Source organism: Thermoanaerobacterium sp. R66 (assembly GCF_028895185.1).
Lineage (GTDB): Bacteria > Bacillota > Thermoanaerobacteria > Thermoanaerobacterales > Thermoanaerobacteraceae > Thermoanaerobacterium.
In genome coordinates this window covers 2,020,215-2,046,760 of sequence record NZ_JAEUWW010000001.1, presented here as the reverse complement: position 1 = coordinate 2,046,760, position 26,546 = coordinate 2,020,215, and the positions used below count along the sequence as shown (strand labels likewise).

At 36.7% G+C, this 26,546-nt stretch carries 24 protein-coding genes, 1 riboswitch and 1 other annotated feature; of the genes, 3 read left to right on the top strand and 21 right to left on the bottom strand.

The window, feature by feature from the left end; genetic code table 11:
- Positions 1–10: 10 nt before the first annotated feature.
- The 13 genes from JJQ93_RS10180 to ilvN form a co-directional block, all read right to left on the bottom strand.
- Positions 11–1,201 carry a bifunctional 3,4-dihydroxy-2-butanone-4-phosphate synthase/GTP cyclohydrolase II gene (locus JJQ93_RS10180; protein ID WP_085113267.1) on the bottom strand — a complete coding sequence of 397 codons (1,191 nt, stop codon included), beginning with the start codon at positions 1,199–1,201 and terminating at the stop codon, positions 11–13.
- A 165-nt stretch (positions 1,202–1,366) separates the two neighbouring features.
- Positions 1,367–2,464, bottom strand: coding sequence for an RNA-guided endonuclease InsQ/TnpB family protein (locus tag JJQ93_RS10175; RefSeq protein WP_274893695.1), 1,098 nt, complete (start codon positions 2,462–2,464; stop codon positions 1,367–1,369).
- Entirely contained in the window at positions 2,461–2,865 is a 405-nt protein-coding gene (tnpA, locus tag JJQ93_RS10170) for an IS200/IS605 family transposase (protein WP_274893694.1), read from the bottom strand. The genes JJQ93_RS10175 and tnpA overlap by 4 nt, the downstream gene beginning before the upstream one ends.
- 104 nt (positions 2,866–2,969) lie before the next feature.
- Positions 2,970–3,584 (bottom strand): riboflavin synthase, encoded by a 615-nt coding sequence (locus tag JJQ93_RS10165; RefSeq protein ID WP_274893693.1) that lies wholly within the window; start codon positions 3,582–3,584, stop codon positions 2,970–2,972.
- Between the two features lie 8 nt (positions 3,585–3,592).
- Positions 3,593–4,675 carry a bifunctional diaminohydroxyphosphoribosylaminopyrimidine deaminase/5-amino-6-(5-phosphoribosylamino)uracil reductase RibD gene (ribD, locus tag JJQ93_RS10160; protein WP_274893692.1) on the bottom strand — a complete coding sequence of 361 codons (1,083 nt, stop codon included), beginning with the start codon at positions 4,673–4,675 and terminating at the stop codon, positions 3,593–3,595.
- Positions 4,676–4,737: 62 nt separating this feature from the next.
- Positions 4,738–4,851, bottom strand: a riboswitch (FMN riboswitch).
- Positions 4,852–4,895: 44 nt separating this feature from the next.
- Entirely contained in the window at positions 4,896–6,551 is a 1,656-nt protein-coding gene (gene ilvB, locus JJQ93_RS10155) for a biosynthetic-type acetolactate synthase large subunit (protein WP_274893691.1), read from the bottom strand.
- Between the two features lie 34 nt (positions 6,552–6,585).
- Positions 6,586–8,250: a dihydroxy-acid dehydratase gene (gene ilvD, locus JJQ93_RS10150; protein WP_085113264.1), complete on the bottom strand. Its 1,665-nt coding sequence runs from the start codon at positions 8,248–8,250 to the stop codon at positions 6,586–6,588.
- A 4-nt stretch (positions 8,251–8,254) separates the two neighbouring features.
- The gene (gene leuB, locus JJQ93_RS10145) at positions 8,255–9,322 is read right to left on the bottom strand and encodes a 3-isopropylmalate dehydrogenase (protein ID WP_274893690.1); all 1,068 of its coding nucleotides are present in this window, start codon (positions 9,320–9,322) and stop codon (positions 8,255–8,257) included.
- A complete protein-coding gene (gene leuD / locus JJQ93_RS10140; RefSeq protein WP_085113262.1) occupies positions 9,323–9,808 on the bottom strand; it encodes a 3-isopropylmalate dehydratase small subunit in 486 nt (161 codons plus the stop codon).
- Positions 9,809–11,065, bottom strand: a complete 1,257-nt coding sequence (leuC, locus tag JJQ93_RS10135) for a 3-isopropylmalate dehydratase large subunit (RefSeq protein ID WP_085113261.1) — start codon at positions 11,063–11,065, stop codon at positions 9,809–9,811.
- Positions 11,056–12,249 carry a 2-isopropylmalate synthase gene (locus JJQ93_RS10130; protein ID WP_085113260.1) on the bottom strand — a complete coding sequence of 398 codons (1,194 nt, stop codon included), beginning with the start codon at positions 12,247–12,249 and terminating at the stop codon, positions 11,056–11,058. Before JJQ93_RS10130 ends, leuC begins: the two co-directional genes overlap by 10 nt.
- 15 nt (positions 12,250–12,264) lie before the next feature.
- On the bottom strand, positions 12,265–13,260 hold the full coding sequence (gene ilvC, locus JJQ93_RS10125) for a ketol-acid reductoisomerase (RefSeq protein ID WP_274893689.1): 996 nt from the start codon (positions 13,258–13,260) through the stop codon (positions 12,265–12,267).
- Positions 13,261–13,764: an acetolactate synthase small subunit gene (ilvN, locus tag JJQ93_RS10120; RefSeq protein ID WP_041592037.1), complete on the bottom strand. Its 504-nt coding sequence runs from the start codon at positions 13,762–13,764 to the stop codon at positions 13,261–13,263. It abuts the gene before it with no gap.
- Positions 13,765–13,807: 43 nt separating this feature from the next.
- Positions 13,808–14,036: a binding site (T-box leader), on the bottom strand.
- A 200-nt stretch (positions 14,037–14,236) separates the two neighbouring features.
- Between ilvN and JJQ93_RS10115 the strand changes: the two genes are divergently transcribed.
- Positions 14,237–14,671, top strand: coding sequence for a ferritin-like domain-containing protein (locus tag JJQ93_RS10115; RefSeq protein ID WP_013786839.1), 435 nt, complete (start codon positions 14,237–14,239; stop codon positions 14,669–14,671).
- A gap of 29 nt (positions 14,672–14,700) precedes the next feature.
- Here the strand turns inward: JJQ93_RS10115 and JJQ93_RS10110 are convergent, their stop codons facing one another.
- From JJQ93_RS10110 to gyrB, 3 genes are all read right to left on the bottom strand, one after another.
- A complete protein-coding gene (locus JJQ93_RS10110; protein WP_085113258.1) occupies positions 14,701–15,138 on the bottom strand; it encodes an FMN-binding protein in 438 nt (145 codons plus the stop codon).
- A gap of 102 nt (positions 15,139–15,240) precedes the next feature.
- Positions 15,241–17,679, bottom strand: coding sequence for a DNA gyrase subunit A (gyrA, locus tag JJQ93_RS10105; protein ID WP_274893688.1), 2,439 nt, complete (start codon positions 17,677–17,679; stop codon positions 15,241–15,243).
- Between the two features lie 13 nt (positions 17,680–17,692).
- Complete coding sequence (gene gyrB / locus JJQ93_RS10100) at positions 17,693–19,594, bottom strand: DNA topoisomerase (ATP-hydrolyzing) subunit B (RefSeq protein WP_274893686.1); 1,902 nt, start codon at positions 19,592–19,594, stop codon at positions 17,693–17,695.
- Between the two features lie 190 nt (positions 19,595–19,784).
- Here gyrB and JJQ93_RS10095 point away from each other — a divergent pair, with 190 nt between their 5' ends.
- Both JJQ93_RS10095 and JJQ93_RS10090 read left to right on the top strand, forming a co-directional pair.
- The gene (locus JJQ93_RS10095) at positions 19,785–21,146 is read left to right on the top strand and encodes a MurT ligase domain-containing protein (RefSeq protein WP_274893685.1); all 1,362 of its coding nucleotides are present in this window, start codon (positions 19,785–19,787) and stop codon (positions 21,144–21,146) included.
- Positions 21,143–21,877 (top strand): type 1 glutamine amidotransferase, encoded by a 735-nt coding sequence (locus tag JJQ93_RS10090; protein WP_274893684.1) that lies wholly within the window; start codon positions 21,143–21,145, stop codon positions 21,875–21,877. Before JJQ93_RS10095 ends, JJQ93_RS10090 begins: the two co-directional genes overlap by 4 nt.
- Before the next feature lie 18 nt (positions 21,878–21,895).
- Here JJQ93_RS10090 and remB read toward each other — a convergent pair whose 3' ends face one another.
- The 5 genes from remB to dnaA all read right to left on the bottom strand — a co-directional run bounded on the left by remB (position 21,896) and on the right by dnaA (position 26,176).
- Positions 21,896–22,150 (bottom strand): extracellular matrix regulator RemB, encoded by a 255-nt coding sequence (gene remB, locus JJQ93_RS10085; protein WP_085113253.1) that lies wholly within the window; start codon positions 22,148–22,150, stop codon positions 21,896–21,898.
- Between the two features lie 10 nt (positions 22,151–22,160).
- On the bottom strand, positions 22,161–23,249 hold the full coding sequence (gene recF / locus JJQ93_RS10080) for a DNA replication/repair protein RecF (RefSeq protein WP_274893683.1): 1,089 nt from the start codon (positions 23,247–23,249) through the stop codon (positions 22,161–22,163).
- Positions 23,250–23,284: 35 nt separating this feature from the next.
- Positions 23,285–23,491 (bottom strand): RNA-binding S4 domain-containing protein, encoded by a 207-nt coding sequence (locus JJQ93_RS10075; protein ID WP_085113251.1) that lies wholly within the window; start codon positions 23,489–23,491, stop codon positions 23,285–23,287.
- An 18-nt stretch (positions 23,492–23,509) separates the two neighbouring features.
- Positions 23,510–24,622 carry a DNA polymerase III subunit beta gene (dnaN, locus tag JJQ93_RS10070; protein ID WP_085113250.1) on the bottom strand — a complete coding sequence of 371 codons (1,113 nt, stop codon included), beginning with the start codon at positions 24,620–24,622 and terminating at the stop codon, positions 23,510–23,512.
- 222 nt (positions 24,623–24,844) lie between these two features.
- On the bottom strand, positions 24,845–26,176 hold the full coding sequence (gene dnaA / locus JJQ93_RS10065; protein ID WP_085113249.1) for a chromosomal replication initiator protein DnaA: 1,332 nt from the start codon (positions 26,174–26,176) through the stop codon (positions 24,845–24,847).
- Between the last annotated feature and the right edge of the window lie 370 nt (positions 26,177–26,546).

Below are 26,546 nucleotides of genomic sequence, written 5' to 3'. Positions count from 1 at the left end.
TTGCTTATTTTTAAAATGAAGTAAATATGTGGTCAAATTTTTCTTTTTTTGTTTTAAGATATCTTTCATTGTGTCTATTGATTGAAACCTCTATAGGAACTCTTTCTACAATTTCAAGGCCATAACCTGAAATACCAACCAGTTTTTTGGGATTATTTGTCATTATCCTGAGTTTTTTAAGCCCAAGGTCCTTCAAAATCTGAGCTCCAATCCCATACTCTCTCATATCAGCCGGAAAACCTAATCTGATGTTGGCATCTACCGTGTCAAGTCCCTCATCCTGCAAATGATATGCTTTAATCTTGTTTAAAAGTCCTATTCCTCTGCCTTCTTGTCTTAGATACAATAGTACACCTCCTTCTTTTCCAATTTTCTCCATCGATGTATGAAGCTGATCGCCACAATCACACCTTAATGAACCCATAATGTCGCCTGTCAAACATTCTGAATGAACCCTGACTAATGTAGGACTATCAGATAAATCACCTTTCACCAACGCAACGTGTTCTTTACCTGTTAAGATTTCTTCATAACCTATTATCGTAAAATCTCCATACTTTGTGGGCAAATATGCTTCTGCCACTCTTTTCACCAGTTTTTCATTTTTTCTTCTATATTCTATGAGATCAGCGATAGATATTATTTTTAAATTAAATTTTTTCGAAAATTCAATTAGCTCTGGAAGCCTGGCCATCTTTCCATCATCTTTTATTATTTCGCAGATTACACCAGCACTTTTAAGACCTGCAAGCCTTGCTAAATCACACGCTGCTTCCGTATGTCCCGCTCTTACTAATACTCCTCCTTCTTTCGCTTCCAATGGAAATACATGTCCTGGCTTTGTAAAGTCATCCGGCATCGATTCATCATCTATAAGCATTTTTATAGTAAGTGCTCTTTCGTAAGCAGAAATTCCAGTTTTACAGTTTTTATGATCTACAGATACTGTAAAAGCAGTTTCTCTATTATCGGTATTATCAAATACCATCTTGCCAATGTTTAATTTTTTAAGCCTCTCCCCCATCATAGGAACACATACCAATCCACGGCCGTACTTTATCATAAAGTTCACATGGTCACTTGTCACTTTTTCCGCAGCCATAACTAAATCCCCTTCATTCTCTCTATCTTCATCATCGACTACAATGACCATTTTCCCATTTTTTATGTCTTCTATTGCGCTTTCAATAGTATCAAACATTTATGAACATCTCCTTATAAATAATTTTCTAGTGAACCTACTCCATCCTATAGAGGGTGGAGCTTCCTACTTCATAGACCGTTGCCTACTGCTATTCACAGCAGGTCTTACACAATCTCCATAGGCGTAACTTCGGGAGGAACCTTCCCTACAAAATTATTATTCTTATGCTGCTATGCCTAATTGTTTTAATCCTTCATATAGTATATTTATTGCTGCATTTACATCTCTGTCTATCTCTAATCCGCACTCGCATTTGTGTATTCTTACTGATAAGTCTTTTTCTACTATTTTCCCGCATCTTGAACATCTTTGTGATGTATATGCTGGATCTACTTTTACGAAGATTTTTCCTTCTTTTTCTGCTTTATACTGGAGATATTTGTCTAACATTCCCCATCCTGCATTTGCTATTGATTTTGCAAGTTTATGATTTTTCATCATATTTTTTACTTGCAAATCTTCAACGCATATGATGTCATTATGTTTTACTATGTTATAGCTTATCTTATGTAGATAGTCCCTTCTTTGATTCGCTACTTTTTCATGAAGTTTCGCTAATCTTTTCTTTTGCTTTTCTCTGTTTTTGCTTCCTTTCTTTTTTCTTGATAATTGTCTTTGCAGTCTTTTTAGTTTCTTCTCTGATTTTTGTAGCCATTTAGGATTTGAGTATAACTCTCCATCTGATGTTGCAGCTATTGAGTTTATTCCTTTGTCTACTCCTATTGCTTTTTCTCTTATGACTGTTTTTTCTTTTTCTTCTTCTACTTCAACTGACAGATTTATATACCACTTTCCTGCATGGTATTTTATGTTTATTGTTTTGACTTTTGTTGGATCAAAGTTTCTATGTGCTTTGATTTTTATATGCCCTATATTTTTTATGTATACATATCCTTCTTTCCCAAAGTTTCTTTTTGTTTCGCATTGTGGAAGTGTTATTGATGTGTAGTGATATTTATCTTTGAATTTAGGATATTTGGCTCTTTTGTCAAAGAAGTTTTTATATGCTCTATCTAATCTTCTCAACACATCCTGTAATATTTGCGACTGTACTAATTTGTATTCTGGATGTTCTTTTTTATATTTTGGAAGCATGTTCTGCTGTTCTTTATATGTAAGTCCTTTGCCATATTGTTTGTAATGTTTTATTCTTTGATCCAGTGAATAGTTGTATAATTTGCGACATAAATACAATGTATAAAAAAGCTTTTCTTCTTGTTCTTTTGTGGGTTCTATGAAAAAATGCTGACATGTCATCATCTTTTCTCACCTTGGCTTTCTATATACTGTTTTATAACTTCTATAGGTGCACTACCAGTTGTAAGAAGACAGTAACTTCTTGACCAAAAATATTCTTTCCAAAGTTTTTGTTTTATCTGCGGATATTCTTTTTTTATGAGTCTAGATGATGCACTTTTATAAGCATTTATGAATTTTGATATTTCAGAATTAGGTTCTGCTTTGAAAAGTATGTGTACATGGTCTTTATCGTGATTCCATTCTTGCAGTGATATATTATAATTGGATGATATATTCTCAAATATCTCCTTTAATTTATTTGATATGTTATCGTCTATTACTTTTCTTCTGTATTTTACAACCATTATAAGATGATAATACAATAAGAATACTGAATGATTGTTATTATCTAATATTAGCATTATATCACCACTTTGCTTTTTACTTCTGATAAGATTATAACATATAATGTTATGGAAAACAATAGAAATTCATCTCCCACCTATAGAGGATGGGAGAACTTCTTTCAAGTTTTTGTAAAAAATTCATCAACGTTTTTCTTCGTCAAAAGCCTTTCTGCATACTTTGAAAGTATGTCAACTTCAATATTTACGGTATCTCCGATTCTTTTTATATTTAAAGTTGTATTGTTCTCTGTATGGGGTATAATTGACACTGTAAAGTATGAAGCTGATGATTCTACCACTGTCAAACTTATTCCATCCACAGCAATACTTCCTTTATCAGCCACATATTTTGAATATCTTTCATCAATTTTAATTTTAAATGTCGTCGTACTGTTTATTTTGTTTTTATCAATTATTGTACCAACGGTATCCACATGTCCCGTCACAATGTGTCCATTTAGCCTGCCTGATATGCTTAATGCCCTTTCTAAATTGACAATGCTTCCTATCTTTAAACTTCCTAAATTGCTTGTTTTAAGTGTTCCATACATTATATCTGATGTAAATAAATCTTTACCTATATTTGTAACCGTTAAGCATACTCCATTTACAGCTATGCTATCTCCAATTCTTACACCATCTAAGACTTTTTTGCACTCTACTGCTATTTTGGTAATATTTCCTCTTTGAATCATTTTGACCTTTCCAACTTCTTCTATAATTCCTGTAAACATCTTAACACCTACTTTTTTATATAACCTTCTATAAGTATGTCATCGTCAAATTTTTTTATATCTATCTTTTCAATCATTATTGCATCTTTAATCAAAGCAATGCCATCACCTTCTACAGGCGTTAATGAATTGCTTCCACCTATTATTTTTGGAGCAATATAAAACATAACTTTGTCTACTATTCCTTCTTTTAAAGCAGAATAGTTGAGAGTTCCTCCACCTTCTATGAGAATACTATCTATCCCTCTTTCCCCTAACGTATAGATCAATTTCTTTAGATGGACTTTATTATCTTTTTTTTCGATTGTAACAACATCAACACCCAAATCATTCAAAGCTTTCACCTTATCATGTGGCATCATATCTGTTGTAGCTATTAATGTCTTAGCAGATTTATCAATGATGACATTTGCATCTAATGGAATCCTGCCGTGACTATCCACAATAACTCTTAAAGGGTTTTTATATCCTTGCAATCTAACAGTAAGATGTGGATTATCTTTTATAACTGTATTAATACCTACCATTATTGCCATAACGCTGCCTCTAACTTTATGGACATGCTCCCTTGATTTTTCATTTGTTATCCACTTAGAATCGCCTGTAAAAGTCGATATCTTTCCATCAATTGTCATGGCGGATTTTAATATTACATAAGGTTCTCTACTTATGATGTACTTTATAAATACTTCATTCAATTTCTCTGCTTCATCTTTTAACAATCCAGTATAAACATTTAAACCAGCTTCTTCAAGCTTTTTAATTCCTTTTCCTGCTACAAGTTCATTTGGATCCTCCATAGCGATAAAAACATTTTTTATGCCTGATTTTATGACAGCATCGACACAAGGTGGTGTTTTTCCATGATGGCAACACGGTTCCAATGTCACATAAAGCGTGGCTCCATTTACATCTTCTTTAGCATTTTTTAATGCATTTATTTCCGCATGTGGTCCTCCATAGTATTCATGATAGCCTTCACCTATAATTTTGCCATTTTTAACAATTACAGCTCCTACTAAAGGATTTGGGTTTGTGTGTCCTACACCAAGTTTAGCAAGCTTTAATGCCCTTTTCATGTATTTCTCCATAAATCACCTCAAAAAATTAGCCCTGAAGCATGTAATACTTCAGGGCATAATGACAATTGCCATTTCACCTTCTTTCATCCAGACTATACTGTCGGCTCTGGAATCTAACCAGATCTGCCATAAGGCTCGCGGGCTTTACCGCCGGTATGGAATTTCACCAATCCCTGAAGGTTTAATCTTATTTAGTTTCTATAATTATAACATTAATTTTATAAAAATGCTAGTCTATCATCTCTTCAATGGTTCCTCCAGCAGGAATAAATGGCAGAACCATCTCATCTTTGTCTATGATACACTCTAAAACATAAGGCTTGTTGTTTGACAATGCTTCACTAAAAGCATCTGTAAATTCTTCTTTCGTGTAAATTCTTCTTCCGGTTACCCCAAAAGCTTCGGCGACTTTTGAAAAATTGAGATTCGGGTTTAAATCTGTCTGAGAAAATCTTTTGTCGTAAAGGAGATTTTGCCATTGTCTAACCATGCCAAGTGTCTGATTGTTGAGGATTATCGTTATAACAGGTATGTTGTACACCGACATCGTTTCAAGAGCATGAATATTCATCCTTATGCTGCCGTCACCTGCAATATTCACCACTCTTTTGTCATCTCTCCCTACTTGTGCACCTATTGATGCAGGAAGTCCAAAGCCCATGGTACCTAATCCACCGGATGTGACAAATGTCCTTGGCTCTTTGAATTTATAGTATTGAGCCGTCCACATCTGGTTTTGCCCTACTTCTGTCGCTACTACAAGATTGTCTCCTCCAAGCTCTTGAACCCTTTCTACTATCCACTGTGGCTTCAATTTCCCATCATCTTTATATTTAAAGGACGTTTTGTCTTTTATCGATATAAGCTCATTAATCCATTCCCTATTGTCTTTTTCTTTTATCATTCCATTTAAAAGAGATAGGACTTCTTTGATATCTCCTACTAATGGCACATCAACATCGATATTTTTGCCGATTTCCGCAGGATCGATATCGATGTGAATGACTTTTGCATTTGGCGCCAGACCACCTGCTTTACCGGCGACTCTGTCGCTAAACCTTGACCCTACTGCAATCACCAAATCTGATTTATAAACGGCCGTATTGGCATATCTGCTTCCATGCATTCCAATAAGCCCTAATGACAACTCATCATCTTCTGGAAAGCATCCAAGGCCCATAAGCGAAGTAGCTACAGGTATCATGTGCTTTTTAGCAAAATCGTACAAATTCTTCGATGCTTCGCTCCATATTACTCCACCACCGGCAAAAATAACTGGTCTTTTGCTTGATGAGATTAACTGGGCTGCCTTTACTAAATCTGCTTCTAACACTTGATGCTTCTTTACTTCAACATAAAAATCCTTTCGCTTGACAAAGTTTATATCTGCAGTCTGAATGTCCTTTGGTATGTCTACAAGAACAGGGCCTGGTCTTCCATCTTTCGCTATAAAAAAGGCTTCTCTCAAAGTGTCCGCTAATTTATCAGGCGATTTCACAATAAAATTGTGCTTTGTCACAGGCATCGTGATTCCTGCAATATCCACTTCTTGAAAAGAGTCCTTTCCTATAAGGCTTGTAGCAACTTGCCCTGTTATAGCAACTATTGGCACAGAGTCCATGTAGGCATTGGCTATTCCTGTGACTAAATTGGTAGCACCAGGTCCTGATGTAGCAAAGCACACGCCAACTTTTCCGGTCACTCTTGCGTATCCATCTGCCATGTGGGCAGCCATCTGTTCATGCGTTGCAAGGATATGCCGCAAGTCAGAATCGTACAAAGCATCGTAAAGAGGTATGACGGCACCGCCAGGAATGCCAAAAACGACTTCTACTCCTTGCTCTTTTAATACTTCTATGACAACCTGCGAACCTTTTATGATCACGATATGCGCCTCCTTTCATGGAATTTAAGCTTTGTCAATCATTTTTTAAAACCGCACCAGTATTTGCAGATGTGACTAATCTGGCGTACCTTGCCATGTAACCTGTCTTAATGTGAGGCTCCGGCCTTCTAAAGTTTTTTCTTCTTTCTTCCATTTCTTCATCGTCTATCTTTAAGTTAAGCTTTCTTCCCGGTATGTCTATTTCAATGATATCCCCATCTTTTATCAAAGCAATTTCTCCACCTTCCATCGCTTCAGGCGACACATGACCTATGCAAGCTCCTCTTGTGGCGCCAGAAAATCTTCCATCTGTAATAAGCGCTACATCCTTGTCAAGTCCCATGCCTGCCAGTGCTGATGTAGGGCTTAACATCTCCCTCATGCCAGGACCGCCTTTTGGCCCTTCATACCTTATTACAACGACATCGCCTTTTTGTATCTTGCCATCATAAATGGCTTTTATGGCTTCATCTTCTGAATCAAAGACTCTTGCAGGACCAGAATGGCGAAGCATCTCTTTAGCTACTGCAGACGCCTTTACTACAGAACCGTCTTTCGCAATATTTCCGTACAAAATCGCCAAGCCACCTGTATTGCTGTAGGGATCTTCTACTGAGTGTATTACATCATGATTTTTTATCCGCGCATCTTTGAAATTTTCACCGATTGTATCGCATGTGACTGTAATGCAATCTGTATTTAAGACTCCTAATTTTGACAGTTCTTTCAATACTGCCTGTATGCCACCTGCATGGTAGAGATCTTCTATATGATACTTTCCTGCAGGGCTTAATTTGCACAGGTTTGGAACCTTCTCATTGATTTCATTTATCTTTTCGAGAGGTATATCAACTCCTGCCTCATGTGCAATAGCCTTTAAGTGAAGAACTGTATTTGTAGAGCCTCCTAAAGCCATGTCTAAGCAAAAAGCATTTATAAAGGCATCTTCTGTCAAAATATCTCTTGCCTTAATATCCTTTTCTACAAGCTCCACTATCTTCATTCCTGCTTTTTTAGCAAGCCTTATCCTTTCTGAGTAAACAGCAGGTATCGTGCCATTACCAGGAAGTCCTATGCCAAGCCCTTCTGTAAGGCAATTCATCGTATTTGCGGTAAACATTCCTGAACATGAACCACACGTAGGACAAGCAGACATCTCCATCGCCTTTAACTCGTCCTCACTTATCTTGCCTGCCTTCAATGCGCCTACCGCCTCAAACATGGAGCTTAAATCGCATGCTCCTCCTTCGTAACTTCCAGCCAGCATCGGGCCTCCGCTTATTACGATAGCTGGTATGTTTAGCCTTGCGGCCGCCATAAGCATACCTGGAACTATCTTGTCGCAGTTTGGTATAAGCACAAGTCCGTCAAGGCCATGGGCCATAGCCATCGTCTCAACGCTGTCGGCTATCAATTCCCTTGAAGCAAGAGAATACTTCATCCCTTTGTGATTCATGGCTATTCCATCACAGACACCTATTGTGGAAAATTCTAAAGGAGTGCCGCCAGCAAGCCTTACACCAGCTTTTACTGCTTCTGCAATCTTGTCAAGATTTATGTGTCCAGGAATTATATCGTTTTTTGAATTAGCTATGCCTATTAAAGGCCTATTTATCTCATCATCTGTAAGCCCTAAAGCGTACAAAAGTGACCTGTGGGGCGCTTTTTCCACTCCTTTTTTTACGCTATCGCTTATCATAAAATCACCTCTTTAAATACTTTACAACCATGTCGCCCATCTCTTCGGTGTTTAAAATAGTGCCTTTTCCTAAATCAGGAGTCCTGTAGCCATCCTCCAATAGGTCGTTTACCGCCTTTCTTATGTCATTTGCGGCATCAACCATGTCAAAGGAATACTCCAGCATCATTGCGACAGATAGTATTGTAGCTAAAGGATTAGCTTTCTTCGTGCCAGCAATATCAGGAGCCGAACCGTGTACAGGTTCGTAAAGCCCAACTTTGTCACCTCTCAAGCTGGCTGATGGCAACATTCCTATTGATCCAGTAAGCTGTGATGCTTCATCAGACAATATGTCTCCAAACATATTTGATGTAAGTATCACGTCAAACTGTGATGGATCTTTTATAAGCTGCATAGAGCAATTGTCAACATACTGATGGTTTAATTCTACATCTGGGTATTCTTTACTCACTTCATTGACGACTTTTCTCCATAATCTTGATGAATCCAAAATATTGGCCTTATCAACCGATGTGACTTTTTTCTTGCGGTTTCTCGCCGCTTTAAACGCTATATGGGCAATCCTCTCTATTTCCATTGTGGTATACGATTCTGTATCATATGCCTTATACCCGTAATCAATCTTTTCCGTTCCTCTATCGCCAAAATATATGCCACCTGTCAATTCCCTTACAACAAGTACATCTAACCCATCCTTTAAAATTTCGTCTTTCAAAGGAGATGCACTTCTTAAAGAATTAAAGAGAGTGGCAGGCCTTAAATTGGCATACACGCCAAGGCTTTTCCTCAACGATAAAAGACCTGCCTCAGGCCTCTTATCGCCATCCAGATCATCCCACTTAGGCCCACCAACAGCCCCTAACAAAACTGCATCGCTTTTAAGGCACGCTTCTTCTGTTTCCTTAGGGTACGGCGTTCCAAACTCATCAATGGCACAGCCGCCAAACAGATACTTCTTTACTTCAAATTGGATGTTGTATTTTTCTGAAACAGCATCTAATACTTTAAGTGCTTCCTCCATTACTTCTTTTCCTATTCCATCTCCTGGTAATACAGCTATCTTGTACATCTATACCACCTTTTCCTTCACGTAGTTTACAAGGCCGCCACATTCGATTATCTTCTTTATAAACTCAGGAAATGGCTGCGATTTAAACTCGATACCTTTTGTTATGTCTTTTATGACACCTGTCTCAAAATCGACTGAAACAATGTCACCATCTTCTATCGAAGATGCCGCATCAGGACATTCCAATATAGGCAATCCTATATTTATGGCATTTCTGTAAAATATTCTGGCAAACGACTTTGCGATGACACACGATATGCCAGACTCCTTTATGGCTATAGGAGCATGTTCTCTTGATGAACCGCAGCCAAAATTGTCTCCTGCAACCATTATATCTCCCGGTTTGACTCTATCTTTAAAGCTCTTATCTAAATCTTCCATGCAATGGGCAGCAAGTTCTTTTGGATCAGATGTATTTAAAAACCTTGCAGGTATTATTACATCCGTATCTACATTATCCCCGTACTTTATTGCCTTTCCTTCCAATTAAGCCACCTCCTCAGGACTTGCTATATAGCCTTTTATGGCTGATGCCGCTGCTACAGCAGGACTTGCCAAGTACACTTCGCTTTCTGTGTGACCCATCCTGCCAACAAAGTTTCTGTTTGTAGTGGATATTGCCCTTTCACCTTTTGCAAGTATCCCCATGTGACCGCCTAAACAAGGGCCGCATGTAGGCGTAGATACAGCAGCACCTGCCTTTATGAATTCTTCTATATAGCCTCTTCTTACACATTCCAAGTATATGTCTTGTGTAGCTGGGAATATTATTAACCTTACATCTGGATGAACCTTCTTGCCTTTTAAAATTTCATACGTCACTTCCATATCTTGTAGACGGCCATTTGTACAAGAACCTATTACAACTTGATCTATCTTTACATTTCCAACATCATCTATGGACTTTGTGTTTTCAGGCAAGTGAGGAAATGCCACTTGCGGCTTTATCGTTGATAAGTCTATATCGTATGTCTTTACGTATTCTGCATCATCATCAGCTTTAAACACTTTGTAATTTCTCTTTGCTCTCCCCAAAACATATGCTTCGGTAATTTCGTCGTAATCGAAAATACCATTTTTAGCCCCTGCTTCTATAGCCATATTTGCAATTGTAAACCTGTCATCAATCGACAAAGACGAGATGTCGCCAGTAAATTCCATCGACTTGTAAAGTGCGCCATCTACACCTATCATGCCGATGATGTACAGTATGACGTCTTTTCCGCTTACCCACTTATTAAGCTTTCCTTTAAGATTAAACTTTATGGCTTCGGGAACCTTAAACCAAGCCTTGCCTGTAGCCATGGCACAGGCCATATCAGTGCTTCCTATTCCTGTAGAGAAACACGTTATTGCACCGTACGTGCATGTATGAGAATCTGCACCTATTACCACATCTCCTGGCAATACTAAGCCTTTTTCCGGCAAAAGGGCATGTTCTATCCCCATTTGCCCTACTTCAAAGAAGTTTACGATGCCGTACTCTCTGGCAAATTTCCTTACGATATTTACTTGTTCTGCAGACTTTATGTCTTTGTTTGGGACAAAATGGTCAGGCACTAATGCAATTTTCTCTTTGTCGAATACTTCCTTTACACCTATCTTTAAAAACTCTTTTATGGCAACAGGCGATGTGACATCATTGCCTAACACCATGTCAACGTCTATCTCTATAAGATCTCCAGGTTTAACTTCATATCCGGCTTTATTAGCTAAAATTTTCTGTGTAAGTGTTAACCCCAAAGCTCTCCCTCCTTAAAACTCTTACTGTTTAAAATTACATCTTCTACGATTTCTCTTATATCTTCATCATCTACAACTTTTTTATTGTCAGCTACGTCTTTAAATCTCTTAAAAGCGATATTTATCTCATCTCGCGAAAGATTGAATCCCATGTTTTTTAACTTCAATTCAAAGGCATTTCTGCCGGATAATTTGCCCATAGATATATGATCAGTCGTTATGCCTATGTCTTCTGGCTTCATTATCTCGTAGGTAGCTTTATTGTTTATGACACCATGTTGATGGATTCCAGCAGTATGCCTAAAAGCGTTAAATCCAACAATGGCTTTGTTTGGTTGAAGTTCTATCCCTGCCATCTCACTTACCAGCTTGCATGTGCTGTAAATTTCCTTTGTGTTTATGCCATGGATTACATTAAAATAATCCTTTCTTGTATTTATGGCCATGATGACTTCTTCTAAAGCAGCATTTCCAGCTCTTTCCCCTATTCCACATACAGTAACTTCCACTTGATCCGCACCGCTTTCCACTGCCGAAAGCGAGTTTACCACAGCCATGCCAAGGTCGTTGTGGCAGTGGACGCTTATCGTCACATTTTCTCTGTCGTGAATGTTATCTTTTACGTACTCTACTAATCTGCCAAATTCTTTTGGAACGGCATATCCTACCGTATCAGGTATATTTATTATCTTAGCTCCAGCATCAATGACTTCGTTAAACACTTTGACTAAGAAATCCCAATCAGTCCTTGACGCATCTTCAGCAGAAAATTGAATTTCATCAAATTTACCTAAAGCATATTTCACACTGTCAACTGCCATTTTTAAAGCTTCATCTCTGGATATTTTTAACTTGTATTTTAAATGAATATCAGATGTGGCAATAAAAAGATGTATCCTGGACTTTTTCGCATTTTTTAATGCTTCATATGTTCTATCTATATCGCTTTTCACACATCTTGACAATCCTGCGACAGTGACGCCATCTAAATTCTCCCCTACATACTTTACAGCTTCAAAATCACCGTTTGATGCAGCAGGAAAGCCGGCTTCTATTACGTCAACTCCAAGTGAAACAAGCTTATTTGCTATCTTATATTTAGTTTCCTTGTCGAAATTGACGCCTGGCGTCTGCTCACCATCTCTCAATGTCGTATCAAAAACAATGACTTTTCTATCCCCCATAAACAAGCCCCCTCTTTACTTCTTTTTAAGCCATGACATCATTCCACGGAGCTCTTTTCCTACCTTCTCAAGCTTTTGATTTGCTTCTCTCTCTCTTATGGCATTAAACTGCGGTCTTCCTACAGCATTTTCCAAAAGCCATTTCTTTGCAAATTCTCCTGTCTGGATTTCCTTCAAAACTTGTTTCATTTCATTTCTCGTATCTTCCGTTATTATCCTTTTACCTGTCAGATAATCACCGTACTCTGCTGTATCAGAGATGGAATACCTCATGTTGGCAAAGCCGCCTTCATATATCAAATCCACTATAAGCTTCATCTCGTGTATACACTCAAAATATGCTATTTCAGGCTGATAACCGGCTTCTACCAAAGTTTCAAAACCTGCTTTCATAAGCTCTGTAACACCGCCGCACAAAACTGCTTGTTCACCAAAAAGATCCGTCTCTGTCTCCTCTTTAAAAGTAGTCTCTAAGACACCTGCTCTTGTGCCTCCAATTCCCTTTGCATAAGCCAATGCTGTCTCAAAAGCTTTTCCAGTGTAATTTTGATGAACCGCAACCAAATCAGGAACGCCTTTTCCTTCTGTAAAAACCCTTCTTACCAAATGTCCAGGCCCTTTTGGCGCTACCATGAATACATCAACGTACTCTGGCGGCACAATCTGATGGAAGTGTATATTGAAACCATGGGCAAAAACCAAAGCATTTCCAGGTTTTAAGTGCTTTTCTATGCTTTCTTTGTAAACTTTTGATTGCTTTTCATCAGGTATTAAAATCATTATTATGTCTGCTGATTCACATGCATCATCTACGTTTAACACCGTAAGTCCATCCTGCTTTGCTCTTTCAGCAGATTTACTTCCCTCATATAGACCTACCACAACATCTAAACCAGAATCTTTTAAATTAAGAGCATGTGCATGTCCCTGACTGCCGTACCCAATTATCGCAATTTTCTTTCCTTTCAAAAGGTTTAAATCTGCATCTTCATCATAATACATTCTTGCCATTTACAATTCCTCCTCATATTCTTTTAAAATTCTATTTCCTCTTTCTAAAGTTATAAGACCTGTTCTTGTAAGTTCTCTGACTTGAAACTGTTTGATGAGTTTTATAAATGCCTCTACTTTTTCAGTGTCTCCAGTCATTTCAATGATGATAGAATCCAATGAAATATCAATGACTTTGCCTCTAAAAGTATCTACGATATGCATGATGTCATCTCTCGTGCTGGAATTGATCTCGACTTTCACCAGTACAAGCTCCCTTGATACATTAGGGAATTTACCTACATCTTGTACTTTAATGACATCATACAGTTTGCTAAGCTGTCTTATTATTTGTGTTATCACATAATCGTCACCATCGACTGTTAAGGTAATGCGAGATTGATCGTTTTGTTCTGTGGTGCCTACAGCCAAACTTTCAATGTTGTAGCCTCTTCTTGAGAAAAGACCTACAACTCGCGACAATACACCAGAATGATTGTTTACCAAGACAGATATTGTGTGTATGATAATATCACCCCTTTCACATATTAAAAAATCCCCGCCCCATATTCAGGGCGAGGATCATCTCGCGGTACCACCTGATTTCGCATTTACCTCACGGCAAATGCCTCAGCAAGTAATCATACTTTACCTTTAACGCAGGTCTTACGGTTAAGCCTACTAAAACTTCAACTTAACTACTCCGGAGCGATCTAATATATGTACTCGCACCGGTTTGCAGCAACCACCGGCTCTCTTTAGCTTATACATATACCCCTCTCCATCATCGCTTTTATTGAGATGAAATATCTTAAGGTGAAATTAATAGTTATTCTATCAGCATATTGAAAATAAGTCAACTTAATTTTTTGTAAATTCTAAATAAATCATCGTTTACATTTATTAAAAAATTTTAATTTTTTAAGCAAAAAAATACTTTTTTTATCAGTATCATCATAGTATGAATCAACATATATTTTTAAAGAGGTGAATTTTAATGGTAAGCAAAAAAGAGCTTATATCAAATTTGAATACCGACTTAACTAAGGAATACGCCGCAATGGTGCAGTACATCCAGCACTCCAGCATGCTGCACGGAGCGGAATACGTAGAAGTCATCGACAAGATATTAGAACACGCAAAAGATGAACACGATCATGCGGTAATATTGACAGACATTATACAATACCTTGGTGGTATCCCCACAGTGGAAGTTTACCCAAGGCAAACTTCTCTTGACAATAGAGAAATGCTTTATCAAGATTTAAACTACGAGTACGACGCACTGAATGGGTACAATCAGAGAATAGCTCAAGCAGAAAATTTAGGGCTTTTCGATGTAGGACAAAAGCTTAGAAATATAGCTTTAGAAGAAGAAAATCACATAATAGATCTGGAAAAAGCATTAGGTATACTAAAAATAGATCCATGAAAAAAACCCTCCAAAATGGAGGGGTTTTTTTATTTCTTAGCATCTTTCAATGCTTGATTTGCCAACTCTACAAACGTCTTTGACGACTCTGTAGCACCTGCCACAGTATCAACTTTTGACGTATCTTGACTATCTACCAATTCTTGCTGAAGTTTTTCATCTACTTCTTTTGGCGTTATGTTGTTTTTAGCTTTCATCTTTGATGCATAGTCAGCATCGTCTCTTTTGAACTTGCCGTTTTTGTCTACTTCATTGTACACAACGCTTGAAATCTTGCCGTCTTTTACGGTGATTTCAATCTGTCCTTTGTATCCGTGTGCATCGAATGATGCTTGCTCTGCCTTGTAAGTCCCATCCTTGTACGCACCAGATGTGTTTGAAGACGTATTGGAGTTATTTGAACCACAACCAACCAAGCTTACTGCAATAAATGCCGTCGTAAGCCCAATAGCTAATGATTTTTTCATGGTAACCTCTCCTTTTAGAAAAATTTTTAACAATTCGCCTCTTAATATATATTCGACATCTATCTTAAAAATCCTTCTTTTGTTAAAATAAATTTTAACAATTTATTCTTCATCATTTGCAATCCTTGCAGTCGAAACAACTCTATCACCATCATCAAGCTTCATCAGCGTCACACCTGTAGTATCCCTGTGCATCTTTGATATATCAGCCACTTTAGTTCTTATGAGGATACCATTAGCTGATATTATCATGATCTCGTCTTTTTCACTTACAGACATTACAGAAACCAATTTTCCAGTTTTTTTCGTTATTTTTGCAGCTATTATTCCTTTTCCTGCCCTTGTCTGCAATCTGTATTCATCTGCATCGCTTCTCTTTCCGTATCCATTTTCTGTAACAACTAATATATCTCTATCTTTATCAACCAAATCCATTTCAACGACGTAGTCATCATCTCTTAGTGTAACTGCTATTACACCTCTTGCCTGTCTACCCATTGGCCTTAGATTGTCCTCATGGAACCTTATGCAGAAGCCGTTTGCTGTACCTATGATTATTTCCCTATTGCCATCTGTAAGCATGACATTTATAAGCTCATCTCCATCGTCAAGCTTTATGGCTGTATTGCCGCTTTTCTTTATCTTCGGAAAATCTTCGATCTCAGTCTTTTTGATTATGCCATTTTTAGTGCACATAACGACGTATTTAGCATTATGGGATTTTTTTATTGGTATCACAGCATTTACTTTTTCATCTTGATCTATCTGAATGAGGTTTATTATAGCTGTCCCTTTAGCTTGCCTCCCTGATTCAGGTATGTCTATCGTCCTTAAGCTGTACACCTTGCCTTTGTTTGTAAAAAACAAAAGCCTATCATGTGTCGTAGTTGTAAATACATTTTCTACAAAATCGTCTTCTCTTGTAGATATGCCGGAAATACCCTTTCCACCACGCTTCTGTGATTTATACGCATCAAGAGGCATCCTCTTTATGTAGCCAAAGTGCGTCATGGTTACAACAGCGTCTTCCAGTTGAACTAAATCTTCAATGTCGACTTCGTCTTCTTTCGCAACAATTTGCGTCTTTCTATCTGATGAATATTTATCTTTTACGTCTTTAAGCTCTTTCTTTATTATGTCCAGCACCTTTTTTTCATCTGACAGTATGCTTTTTAGCTCTTTTATTTTTTTGTAAAGATCGTTTAATTCATCTTCTATCTTCTGTCTTTCTAATCCTGTAAGGCGTCCTAGCCTCATATCAACGATAGCCTGTGCTTGCCTATCGCTAAGCCCAAACTTATCCATCAAATTATTCTTCGCTATAGGCTCTGTTTTTGAGCTTCGTATCACATTTATGACTTCATCAATATGGTCAAGGGCAATCTTCAAGCCTTCTAAAATGTGTGCCCTTTCTTCGGCCTTTTGAAGGTCAAACTTCGTTCTTCTGGTAATAACATCCACCTGGTGATCCACGTACTTTTCAATAATCTGATTTAACGAAAGTATCTTTGGAGCTCCATCCACAAGGGCCAACATGATAGCTCCGAACGTCTGCTGCATCTGTGTATGCATGTACAATTTATTTAAGACGACCTTTGGGTTTACATCTCTCTTTAATTCTATGACGATTCTCATGCCGTTTCTATCCGATTCATCTCTTAAATCAGAGATGCCTTCTATATGCTTGTCCCTTACAAGCTCCGCTATCTTTTCAACCAACTTTGATTTTATGACCATATAAGGCAATTCTGTGACGACTATGCGATTCCTGCCATTGTGCTCCTCTATCTCTGCCTTTGCCCTTACTATTATCTTCCCTCTGCCTGTCTCGTACGTTTCTCTGATGCCATCTTTTCCAACTATAAGACCACCCGTAGGAAAGTCAGGGCCCTTTATATACCTCATAAGCTCATCTGTAGCAATATACGGATTATCTATATACGCAATTATGCCGTCTATCACTTCGCCTAAATTGTGAGGAGGAATATTAGTAGCCATTCCAACGGCTATTCCTTGTGATCCATTTACCAATAAGTTTGGAAACCTTGATGGAAGAACTACAGGTTCTTTGTAGTTTTCATCGAAGTTTGGCACAAAGTCTACAGTCTCTTTATTTATGTCAGTAAGCATTTCCAAAGCTATCTTTGATAACCTTGCTTCTGTGTACCTCATGGCAGCAGCCGGATCTCCATCGATGCTTCCAAAGTTTCCATGGCCATCAACCAATGTCTCTCTCATGGAAAAATCCTGCGCCATCCTAACCATAGCGTCGTAAACTGCCACATCGCCGTGTGGATGGTATTTCCCTAATACTTCACCTACGACAGTTACGCTTTTCTTGTAAGGCTTGTCAGGCGTAAGACCAAGGCCATTCATTGCATAGAGAATTCTCCTGTGAACAGGCTTTAATCCATCTCTCACGTCAGGCAAAGCCCTGCTTACGATGACGCTCATGGCGTAATCTATAAAAGATTTTTTCATCTCATCTTCTACATCTACTGGTATTACTCTCAATTCTTCATTATTTGTGTTATCACTCACTTAAATCACCTGCCTATATATCAAGATTTCTAACGGTTTTAGCATATTTTTCTATAAATTCACGCCTTGGCTCTACTTTGTCCCCCATCAAAATCGTAAATATTTCATCGGCTGCAATAGCATCATCAAGGCTTACTTTCAGCATAGTCCTTTTCTCAGGGTCCATCGTAGTATCCCAAAGCTGCTCCGCATCCATTTCTCCTAAACCTTTGTACCTCTGCACATTGTAATTTTCTCTTCCGATCTCTTTTAAAATATTGTCAAGCTCTTTATCGGAATAAGCGTAGTACACCTTTTTGTTTTTCTCTATCTTGTAAAGTGGAGGCTGTGCAATATATATATTTCCATTTTCTATCAACGGCCTCATAAACCTGTAGAAAAATGTAAGAAGCAATGTCCTTATGTGGCTTCCGTCTACATCGGCATCTGTCATTATGACGACTTTATGGTATCTAAGTTTTGAAATGTCAAAATCGCTTCCTATTCCAGTGCCTAACGCTGTTATCATCGCCTTTATCTCATCGCTTGATAAAATTCTATCAAGCCTTGCCTTTTCTACATTCAAAATCTTACCTCTAAGGGGAAGTACGGCTTGATACTTGCTGTCTCTTCCCATTTTTGCAGAACCGCCTGCAGAATCACCCTCAACAAGGTAAAGCTCGCACTTTGATGCATCCTTTTCTGAACAATCTGCTAATTTACCAGGAAGCGAAGTAGATTCCAGCGCTGACTTCCTTCTTGTAAGCTCTCTGGCTTTTCTGGCTGCTTCCCTTGCTCTTGCAGCAGATGTAGCCTTTTCAAGAATGACTTTTGAAAGCGAAGGATTTTCCTCCATGAAAGCCGTCAATTTTTCCGTCACGACAGAATCGACGATGGAGCGCATCTCAGAATTGCCTAATTTCGTCTTCGTCTGTCCTTCAAATTGCGGATTCATGAGTTTCACGCTTATAATCGCCGTAAGCCCTTCCCTTACATCTTCGCCTTGCAAGTTCTTGTCATTTTCTTTTATGATGTTAAACTTTCTTGCGTAGTCATTGATGACTTTTGTCAGTGCTGTCTTAAAGCCTATTAAATGAGTGCCGCCTTCTCTTGTATCGATATTGTTTGCAAAGCTAAATATGTTTTCCGTATAGCTGTCATTGTACTGCATCGCCACTTCCACTTCGTACGTATCGCTTTTGTTTTCCATGTAAATAGGCTCTGGGTGCAACACTTCTTTATTTCTGTTTAGATACTTTACAAATTCAACTATGCCGCCTTCATAGTGAAAAACATCTTCTTTTCCATCTCTCTCATCAACAAGCCTTATTTTTACGCCTTTATTCAAAAACGACAATTCCCTCAGTCTTTGTGAAAGCACGTCATAATCGTATTCCAATGTCTCAAATATTTCCCCGTCTGGAGAAAATGTTATTGTCGTACCGGTTTCATCTGTCTCACCAATTACTGTAAGATCTGTCTTTGGAACTCCTCTTTCATATTTCTGCTGATACACTTTTCCATTTTGCTTGACGATAACTTCAAGCTTTTTTGACAAAGCATTTACTACTGATAGTCCTACACCGTGAAGACCACCAGAAACTTTGTACACGTCATTGTTAAACTTACCGCCTGCATGTAGCACAGTCAGCGCAACTTCAACACCTGATTTGCCTGTTTGTGGATGTATGTCTGTCGGTATTCCCCTACCATCATCTATTACAGATACAGAATTATCTTTGTGAATAATGACATCTATATTTTTGCAGTATCCTGCTAATGCTTCATCAATGCTATTGTCTACTATCTCATACACAAGATGGTGAAGTCCCCTGCTGCTGGTGCTACCTATGTACATGCCAGGACGCTTCCTTACAGCCTCAAGACCCTCTAATATTTGAATTTGACTTGCACCATATGTTTCATCATTTGCCATATACATACCTCCGTACTAAATTCCAATAGTTTTATTGTATCATTTTTTTGTTTTTTATACAAGGAAGCGAATTTAAGCAGATTTTTTCGCATTTTTACTTCTAAAAGGAAATTTTTTATTTTATAAAAAGACTATTTTATAATATACTTAAATATATAGATAAGATGTTCATTTTCAAGGTGGTGTTATATTGGATCTTCTCGGTATCTTAGTGGGAAAATTTGTAATACTTGGTTGTAAATTAACTAGAAAAAACGGTACATCATTGCCAGGAAAATTAGCTTTAAAGGTAGATGCTGATATCATAAAGAACATCGTAAAAGACGTAAAAAATGAAAAGATAGTTGTGACAGGAACAAATGGAAAGACTACTACATCGGGACTTATAGCAGAGATTTTAAAGTCGTCTGGCAAGAAAGTAGTTCATAATAGAGAAGGAGCAAATATGTTAAGTGGAATTGCCACTGTGCTTATAAAAAACAGCGACATCTTTGGCAATATAAGCTGCGATACTGGCGTTTTTGAAGTCGACGAAGCGAATATGCCTCTTGTCTTAAATGACATCAATCCAAAGGTAGTCGTTGTGACGAATTTTTTTAGAGATCAGCTTGACAGATACGGCGAGTTAGACACGACAATCAAAAAAGTCAAAGAATCTTTAAGTAAACTTCCTAAAGATTCAATGCTTCTTTTAAATGCAGACGAACCTTTTACAGCTTCTTTAGGCGATGACCTCAATCTAAATGTCTTTTACTACGGCATCTTAGACAAGTTAAATTACGGCTACAGCCTATCACCAGCATTTGAACAGAAATACTGTCCGGTTTGCGGTGGAAAATACGTCTACAGGGATGTTTTTTACGGTCAGCTTGGCGACTATTACTGCCCTAAATGCGGAAAATCACGGCCAAAATTGGATTTCGGCGCACTTGACATAAAACTTACAGAAGATGGCATATCATTCAAATTAAAATACAAAGACAAGTTAATAAACGTAAAAAGCCATCTTACAGGTGCATACAATGTTTATAACGTCATGGCATCTGTAGCAGCAAATGTACTTTTAGGAATTTCATTTTCAAATATACAAACGGGGCTTAACAACTACACGCCTATTGCAGGTAGACTTCAAAAGACTTATTTAAAGGGCAAAAAAACCATAATAAACCTCATTAAAAATCCAATAGGTTTTGACAGCACTTTAAACATGTTAAGAGAAATCAACAAACCTTTAAACTTATTAATTGCCATAAACGACAATTACGCTGACGGCAGAGATGTGTCTTGGCTTTGGGATGTAGACATCGAAAATTTCGTATCCCATACAAAGATAAACCATGTTGTGACATCAGGATTACGAGCAGAAGATATGGCATTAAGGCTTAAATACGCCGGAATAGATCAAAAGAAGATAAAAATCATAAAACCAATAGATGAAGCACTGGACTACATTCCAACCATAACAAATGAAGAATTGATAGCTGTCCTGCCTAACTACACATCATTGCACGAAGTAAATAATTACTTAAAATCAAGAGGTGTAAAACAATGAAACTCGTAATAGGCCATATGTATCCAGAGCTACTGAATCTTTACGGTGATAGAGGAAACATAATAACACTGAAAAGAAGATGTGAGTGGAGAGGAATTGAAGCCGAAATAAAGGCCATAACAGTAGACACAAATACAAATTTCAAAGACATCGACATACTGTTCTTAGGTGGTGGCTCTGACAGGGAGCAGAAAATCGTCAGCGATGATCTGACATTAAAGAGAGCAAAAAATTTAAAGTCTGCCATTGAAGATGGATTGACGCTTCTCAGCATATGTGGCGGATACCAACTGCTTGGCATGTACTACTTATCTTCAGACGGAAACAAATTGCCTGGCATAGGTGCACTTGAAATATACACGGTAGCAGGAAATAAAAGGATGATTGACAACATAATAATAGAATCATCTATCGATGGCAAGACATTTAAGATGGTAGGATTTGAAAATCACTCCGGAAAGACATTTTTGCAAAATAACGTTAAGCCTTTAGGAAAGGTCATATATGGAAATGGCAATAACGGCGAAGACGGCATGGAAGGCGCAATATACAAAAACACATTTGGAACATACCTTCACGGCCCAGTGCTGCCTAAAAATCCAGAGTTTACAGACATGCTGATAAAAAAAGCTCTGGAAAGAAAATACGGCAATTGCAATCTAACGCCTTTAGATGACTCATTTGAACATCTAACACAAGATGCCATAATAAATAGATTTGCAAAAAAATAGAGGTTTTACCTCTATTTTTTATTCGCTGTATTTTAAAGCTCTTTTAATGATGGTGTAGGACGATATGGGAGATATGTAAATTATGCTTTTTTTGTTTCTCTCTGTTATTACAAAAGACTTTATATTGTCATCTGATATTTTTACGATGAATCCTTCTTCTTCAGCAACCCTTAAAAATTCGCTGGTATCTTTTGACGATTTAACATCTATATTAAAAACTGCAATTATTTCATCGTCTGGCACCACTACATTCCCACCTAAATGAACGTACATATTTTCCTCCTTAATCAGGTATTATTACTCCATTTGAAATCAAAAAGTATTTATCGCCTTTTACATCTTTTTTTTCTGTATGTGTTATAAAAGTCTGACACCCTTCAACTTTATTTAAGATATATTTTCTCCTATTTTCGTCTAACTCTGACATGACATCATCCAGCAAAAGTATAGGACTTTCACCATTTTCTGATCTTATTACTTCGTATTCTGCCAATTTAAGACACAGTGCAATCGTCCGCTGCTGACCTTGTGAAGCAAAAATTCTTGAATCGTGGCCATTTATCGATATTTTCACATCATCTCTGTGAGGCCCGTACTTCGTATCACCATACCTTATATCCACATCCCTGTTTGAAATCAACTTATTTAAAAATAAATCCTTAGTAGACTTAATATCATCAATTTTGTCTGTAACATTATTCCAATATATCAGATCAACTTTTTCACATGAAATATCTTGAACAATCTTTTTTACTATTAAATCAAGATTATTGATGTACTGCCTTCTGTACATGATAATCTTTGAGCCAAAAAATGAAAGCTGCTCATCCATAATGTCCAAAAGCCTTGCACTTTCTTTTTTAAATTTTACATCCTTTAAAATCTTGTTTCTGTTTGCTAAAACTTTGTTGTATTGTATTATATCATAAAGGTAGTTTCTCTTCATCATTGAAATAGATGCATCGATGTATCGCCTTCTTGATGAAGGGCTGCCTTTTACAATATTTAGGTCATCTGGAGAAAAAATCGTAGTAAGTATAATGCCGATTAACTCCGAAATATTCTTTATCTTATTGTTATTTACCTTAAAAAATCTGTTTTGATTTAACTTATACCCTGTCTCAACTGTCACTTCTTCACCATCTACGTCGAAAACACCTTTTATATAATAATAATCCCCATCAAAACACACCATATCCCTATTTTTGCTATTTCTAAAGGATTTTCCGATGCTTAACAACCTTATGCACTCTAAAAGATTGCTTTTTCCTTGTGCATTTGAACCGTATATTACATTTATACCAGCAGAAAATGTAACCTTTTGATGCTTTAAATTCTTAAAATTGTCAACAATAAGCTCTTTTAGATACATTCATTCCTTTTCCTTTCGTACAGCAAAACCGTACTTTATTTAATTACAAACTGTTTCTCATTTACAACCACTGTATCACCTTTGCGCAATTTTTTCCCTCTTTTAAGCTCAATATTTCCATTTACTCTTACAAGGCCATCCAATATCATCTGTTTACCTTTACCGCCAGTTTCTGCTATGCCTACGTACTTTAAAAATTGATCAAGCGTAATGTATTCAGTGCTTATCTTTACTTCTTCCATCATACCAAACCCTTTCGACTAATCATTTAATTTTACAGGCAATACCATGTACAAGTAATCATCATCTTCTATCGGCGTTATTATCATAGGATTTATGCTGTTTATCATGCTCATCTTTATTTTTTCAGAATCGATGACTCTAAGTGCCTCCAAAAGGTACCTGGAGTTAAAAGCTATCTCAATAAGATTGCCTTCAATCTCTATATTAAGTCTTTCCGACATCTTTCCTTTTTCAGAATTTGATGATATCACAAGTTCTCTTTCATTAAAAGTAAATTTAATTAGATTGCTTTTGTTTGAAGCCAGCAATGACGCCCTGTCTATAGCATCTACCAAATCATCTTTATCTATGATAACTACAGACTTAAAATCCTTAGGTATTACTGCCTTATAATTCATATAATTCCCATCTAAAAGTTTTGATATAACTTTTGTACCGTCAAATTCCAACAAAATTTGATTGCCTGTAAAAGATATTGATACGTCATCATCATTGTCTTCCATAATCCTTAAAAGCTCGTTAGCCGTAGTACCTGGTATGACAACGCTGAAATCATCCATATTATTTGATAGAGGATCTTCTGAAACGTGTTTTTTTATAGCCATACGGTATCCATCAAGTGCTACCATATTTATCGCATTTCTGCTTACCTCCATAAGTATACCTGTCAGAATAGGCCTCGTCATATCTTGAGCGACGCTAAATGAAGTCATCTTTATCATTTCTTTTAAGACTTTCTGTTTTAAAGTGAAAGTTACATCTTTTATCACATCTGGTATATCAGGGAATTCTTCTGATGAATTTCCTGATATAGAAAATTCAGATAAACCACACCTTATATTTACTGTGTTGTTTTCGTCAGACTCAAAAAAAACTGTATCATCTGGAAGCTTCCTTACAAGGTCTGAGAAAACCTTAGATGATACGACTATACTTCCCTTTTCAATGATAAATGCATCAACACTGCATTGAATTCCAATTTCCATATCAGTTGTGTACATTAATATCTTATCGCCTTCTGATTTTAAAAGTATGCCTTGCAGTATAGGGAGGGTGGTACGGGGGGTTACCCCTTTTATAACCTTGTTCACTGCATTTGATAATGAAATTTTATCGCAAGAAAATTTCATAGAAATTTCTCTCCTTTTAGGTATATTTAAAAAAAATAAGAATATAATTAAATAATAGTAGTAGTAATAATAGAGCTTGTTAATATGTTAAAAACTTTTTTAATCAGCATAAAACCTTGTTTTTATGTTGTTGATAACTTATTAAAATTTTTAAAAAGATATCTACAATATCAACAAGCTCTAAAAAATCGATGTTATCAACAGTTTATCAATGTGTATATGTTAAAAACCTTTTATTCGCTTTTTAAGTTCCTCAATTTGTTTATTTAAAGATTCGTCTTCTTTTATGTCGTTTGAGATTTTGTCGTAGGCATGTATAACTGTAGTGTGATCTTTTCCAAATTCTTCGCCTATTTTAGGCAATGACAAGTCTGTCATTTCCCGGGCCAAGTACATGGCAATTTGTCTTGGAAAAGCTATCGTCTTAGTCCTCTTTTTTGATATAAAATCTTCGTATTTTATGTTGTAGTATTTGCATACCTCTTCTTGTATAAGCTTAACTGTTACTTTTCTGACTTTGTTGGATATTATGTCCTTTAAGGCATCTTTTGCGAGATCAAGGTCTATGTTTGCCTTTGTAAGAGAAGAAAAAGCCACGATTCTTATTAAAGCGCCTTCTAATTCTCTTATATTTGAAGGTATTTTTTCTGCAATGTATATAAGCACATCGTCAGGTATATTTAAGTTTTCGTTTTGCGCTTTTTTCTTTAAGATTGCTATCCTGGTTTCGAAATCTGGTGGCTGTATGTCTGCTATAAGGCCCCATTCAAACCGTGATCTAAGCCTGTCTTCCAGCGTTGGTATCTCTTTAGGAGGTCTATCGCTGGAAACTATTATCTGCTTATTTGCTTCGTACAGTGTGTTGAATGTATGGAAAAATTCTTCCTGTGTCCTTTCTTTTTTTGCTATAAATTGTATGTCGTCTATTAAAAGGATGTCTATGCTTCTGTATTTATTTCTGAATTCTTCGTTTTTGTCGTCTTTTATAGAGTTAACCAGCTCGTTTGTAAATGTCTCTGATGTAACGTACATTATCTTTGTATTGCTGTTGTGTTCCAGCACAAAATGACCTATAGCGTGCATTAAATGGGTTTTGCCAAGGCCAACACCGCCATATATAAAAAGAGGATTGTACGCCCTTGCGGGTGATTGTGCTACGGCCAAACATGCAGCGTGTGCCAATTTATTGCTGTTTCCTACAACGAATGTATCGAATGTGTACTTTGGATTTAACATGTTAGAAACAGATTTGTCTTTTTCACTTTTAAATTGAACGGTTTCTTTTATTTTTTTGTATTCTTCTTCGTCTTCTGATACTATTTTTATTTCTATGTTTTTGTTTGTTATCGATTTTGCCGCATCGTAGATTACATTTAAATACCTTCCATTTATGATATTTTTTGTAAATACATTTACTGCTGATAGCACAAGTATGTCATCTAATAGTGCTACAGGCTTTAAATGGACAAGCCATGTGGTATAGCTGGTGGATGTTAATTCGCTTTTTAATTTTTCAAATATTGCATCCCAGAGTGAGTAACAATCGTCATACATTTTGTGACCTCCTACAAATATAAACAAGCTGTTAATAAAAAATAATTTCCATGTGTTTATATCGGCAAGTTGTTAATAAATTTTGTTAAAAAGGCAAAAAAATATCAACAATGTAACATTGTTTAAAAGATATAAAAATGTTGTTGATAAATTTTTACTTGATAAAAATATATTGAAAAAGGCTAAAAAACCTAATTATAAAATCAATGTATAAAAAATAAACTAAAATAATAACAAGTTATTCACAGATTTATGCACAACCTGTGAATAACTAAACATGCGTATTGATAAATTTTAAAACTTATTAACAACTTCGATTATATAATACCAAAATATTAACACATTATCAATAAAAAAATAAAAATTATTA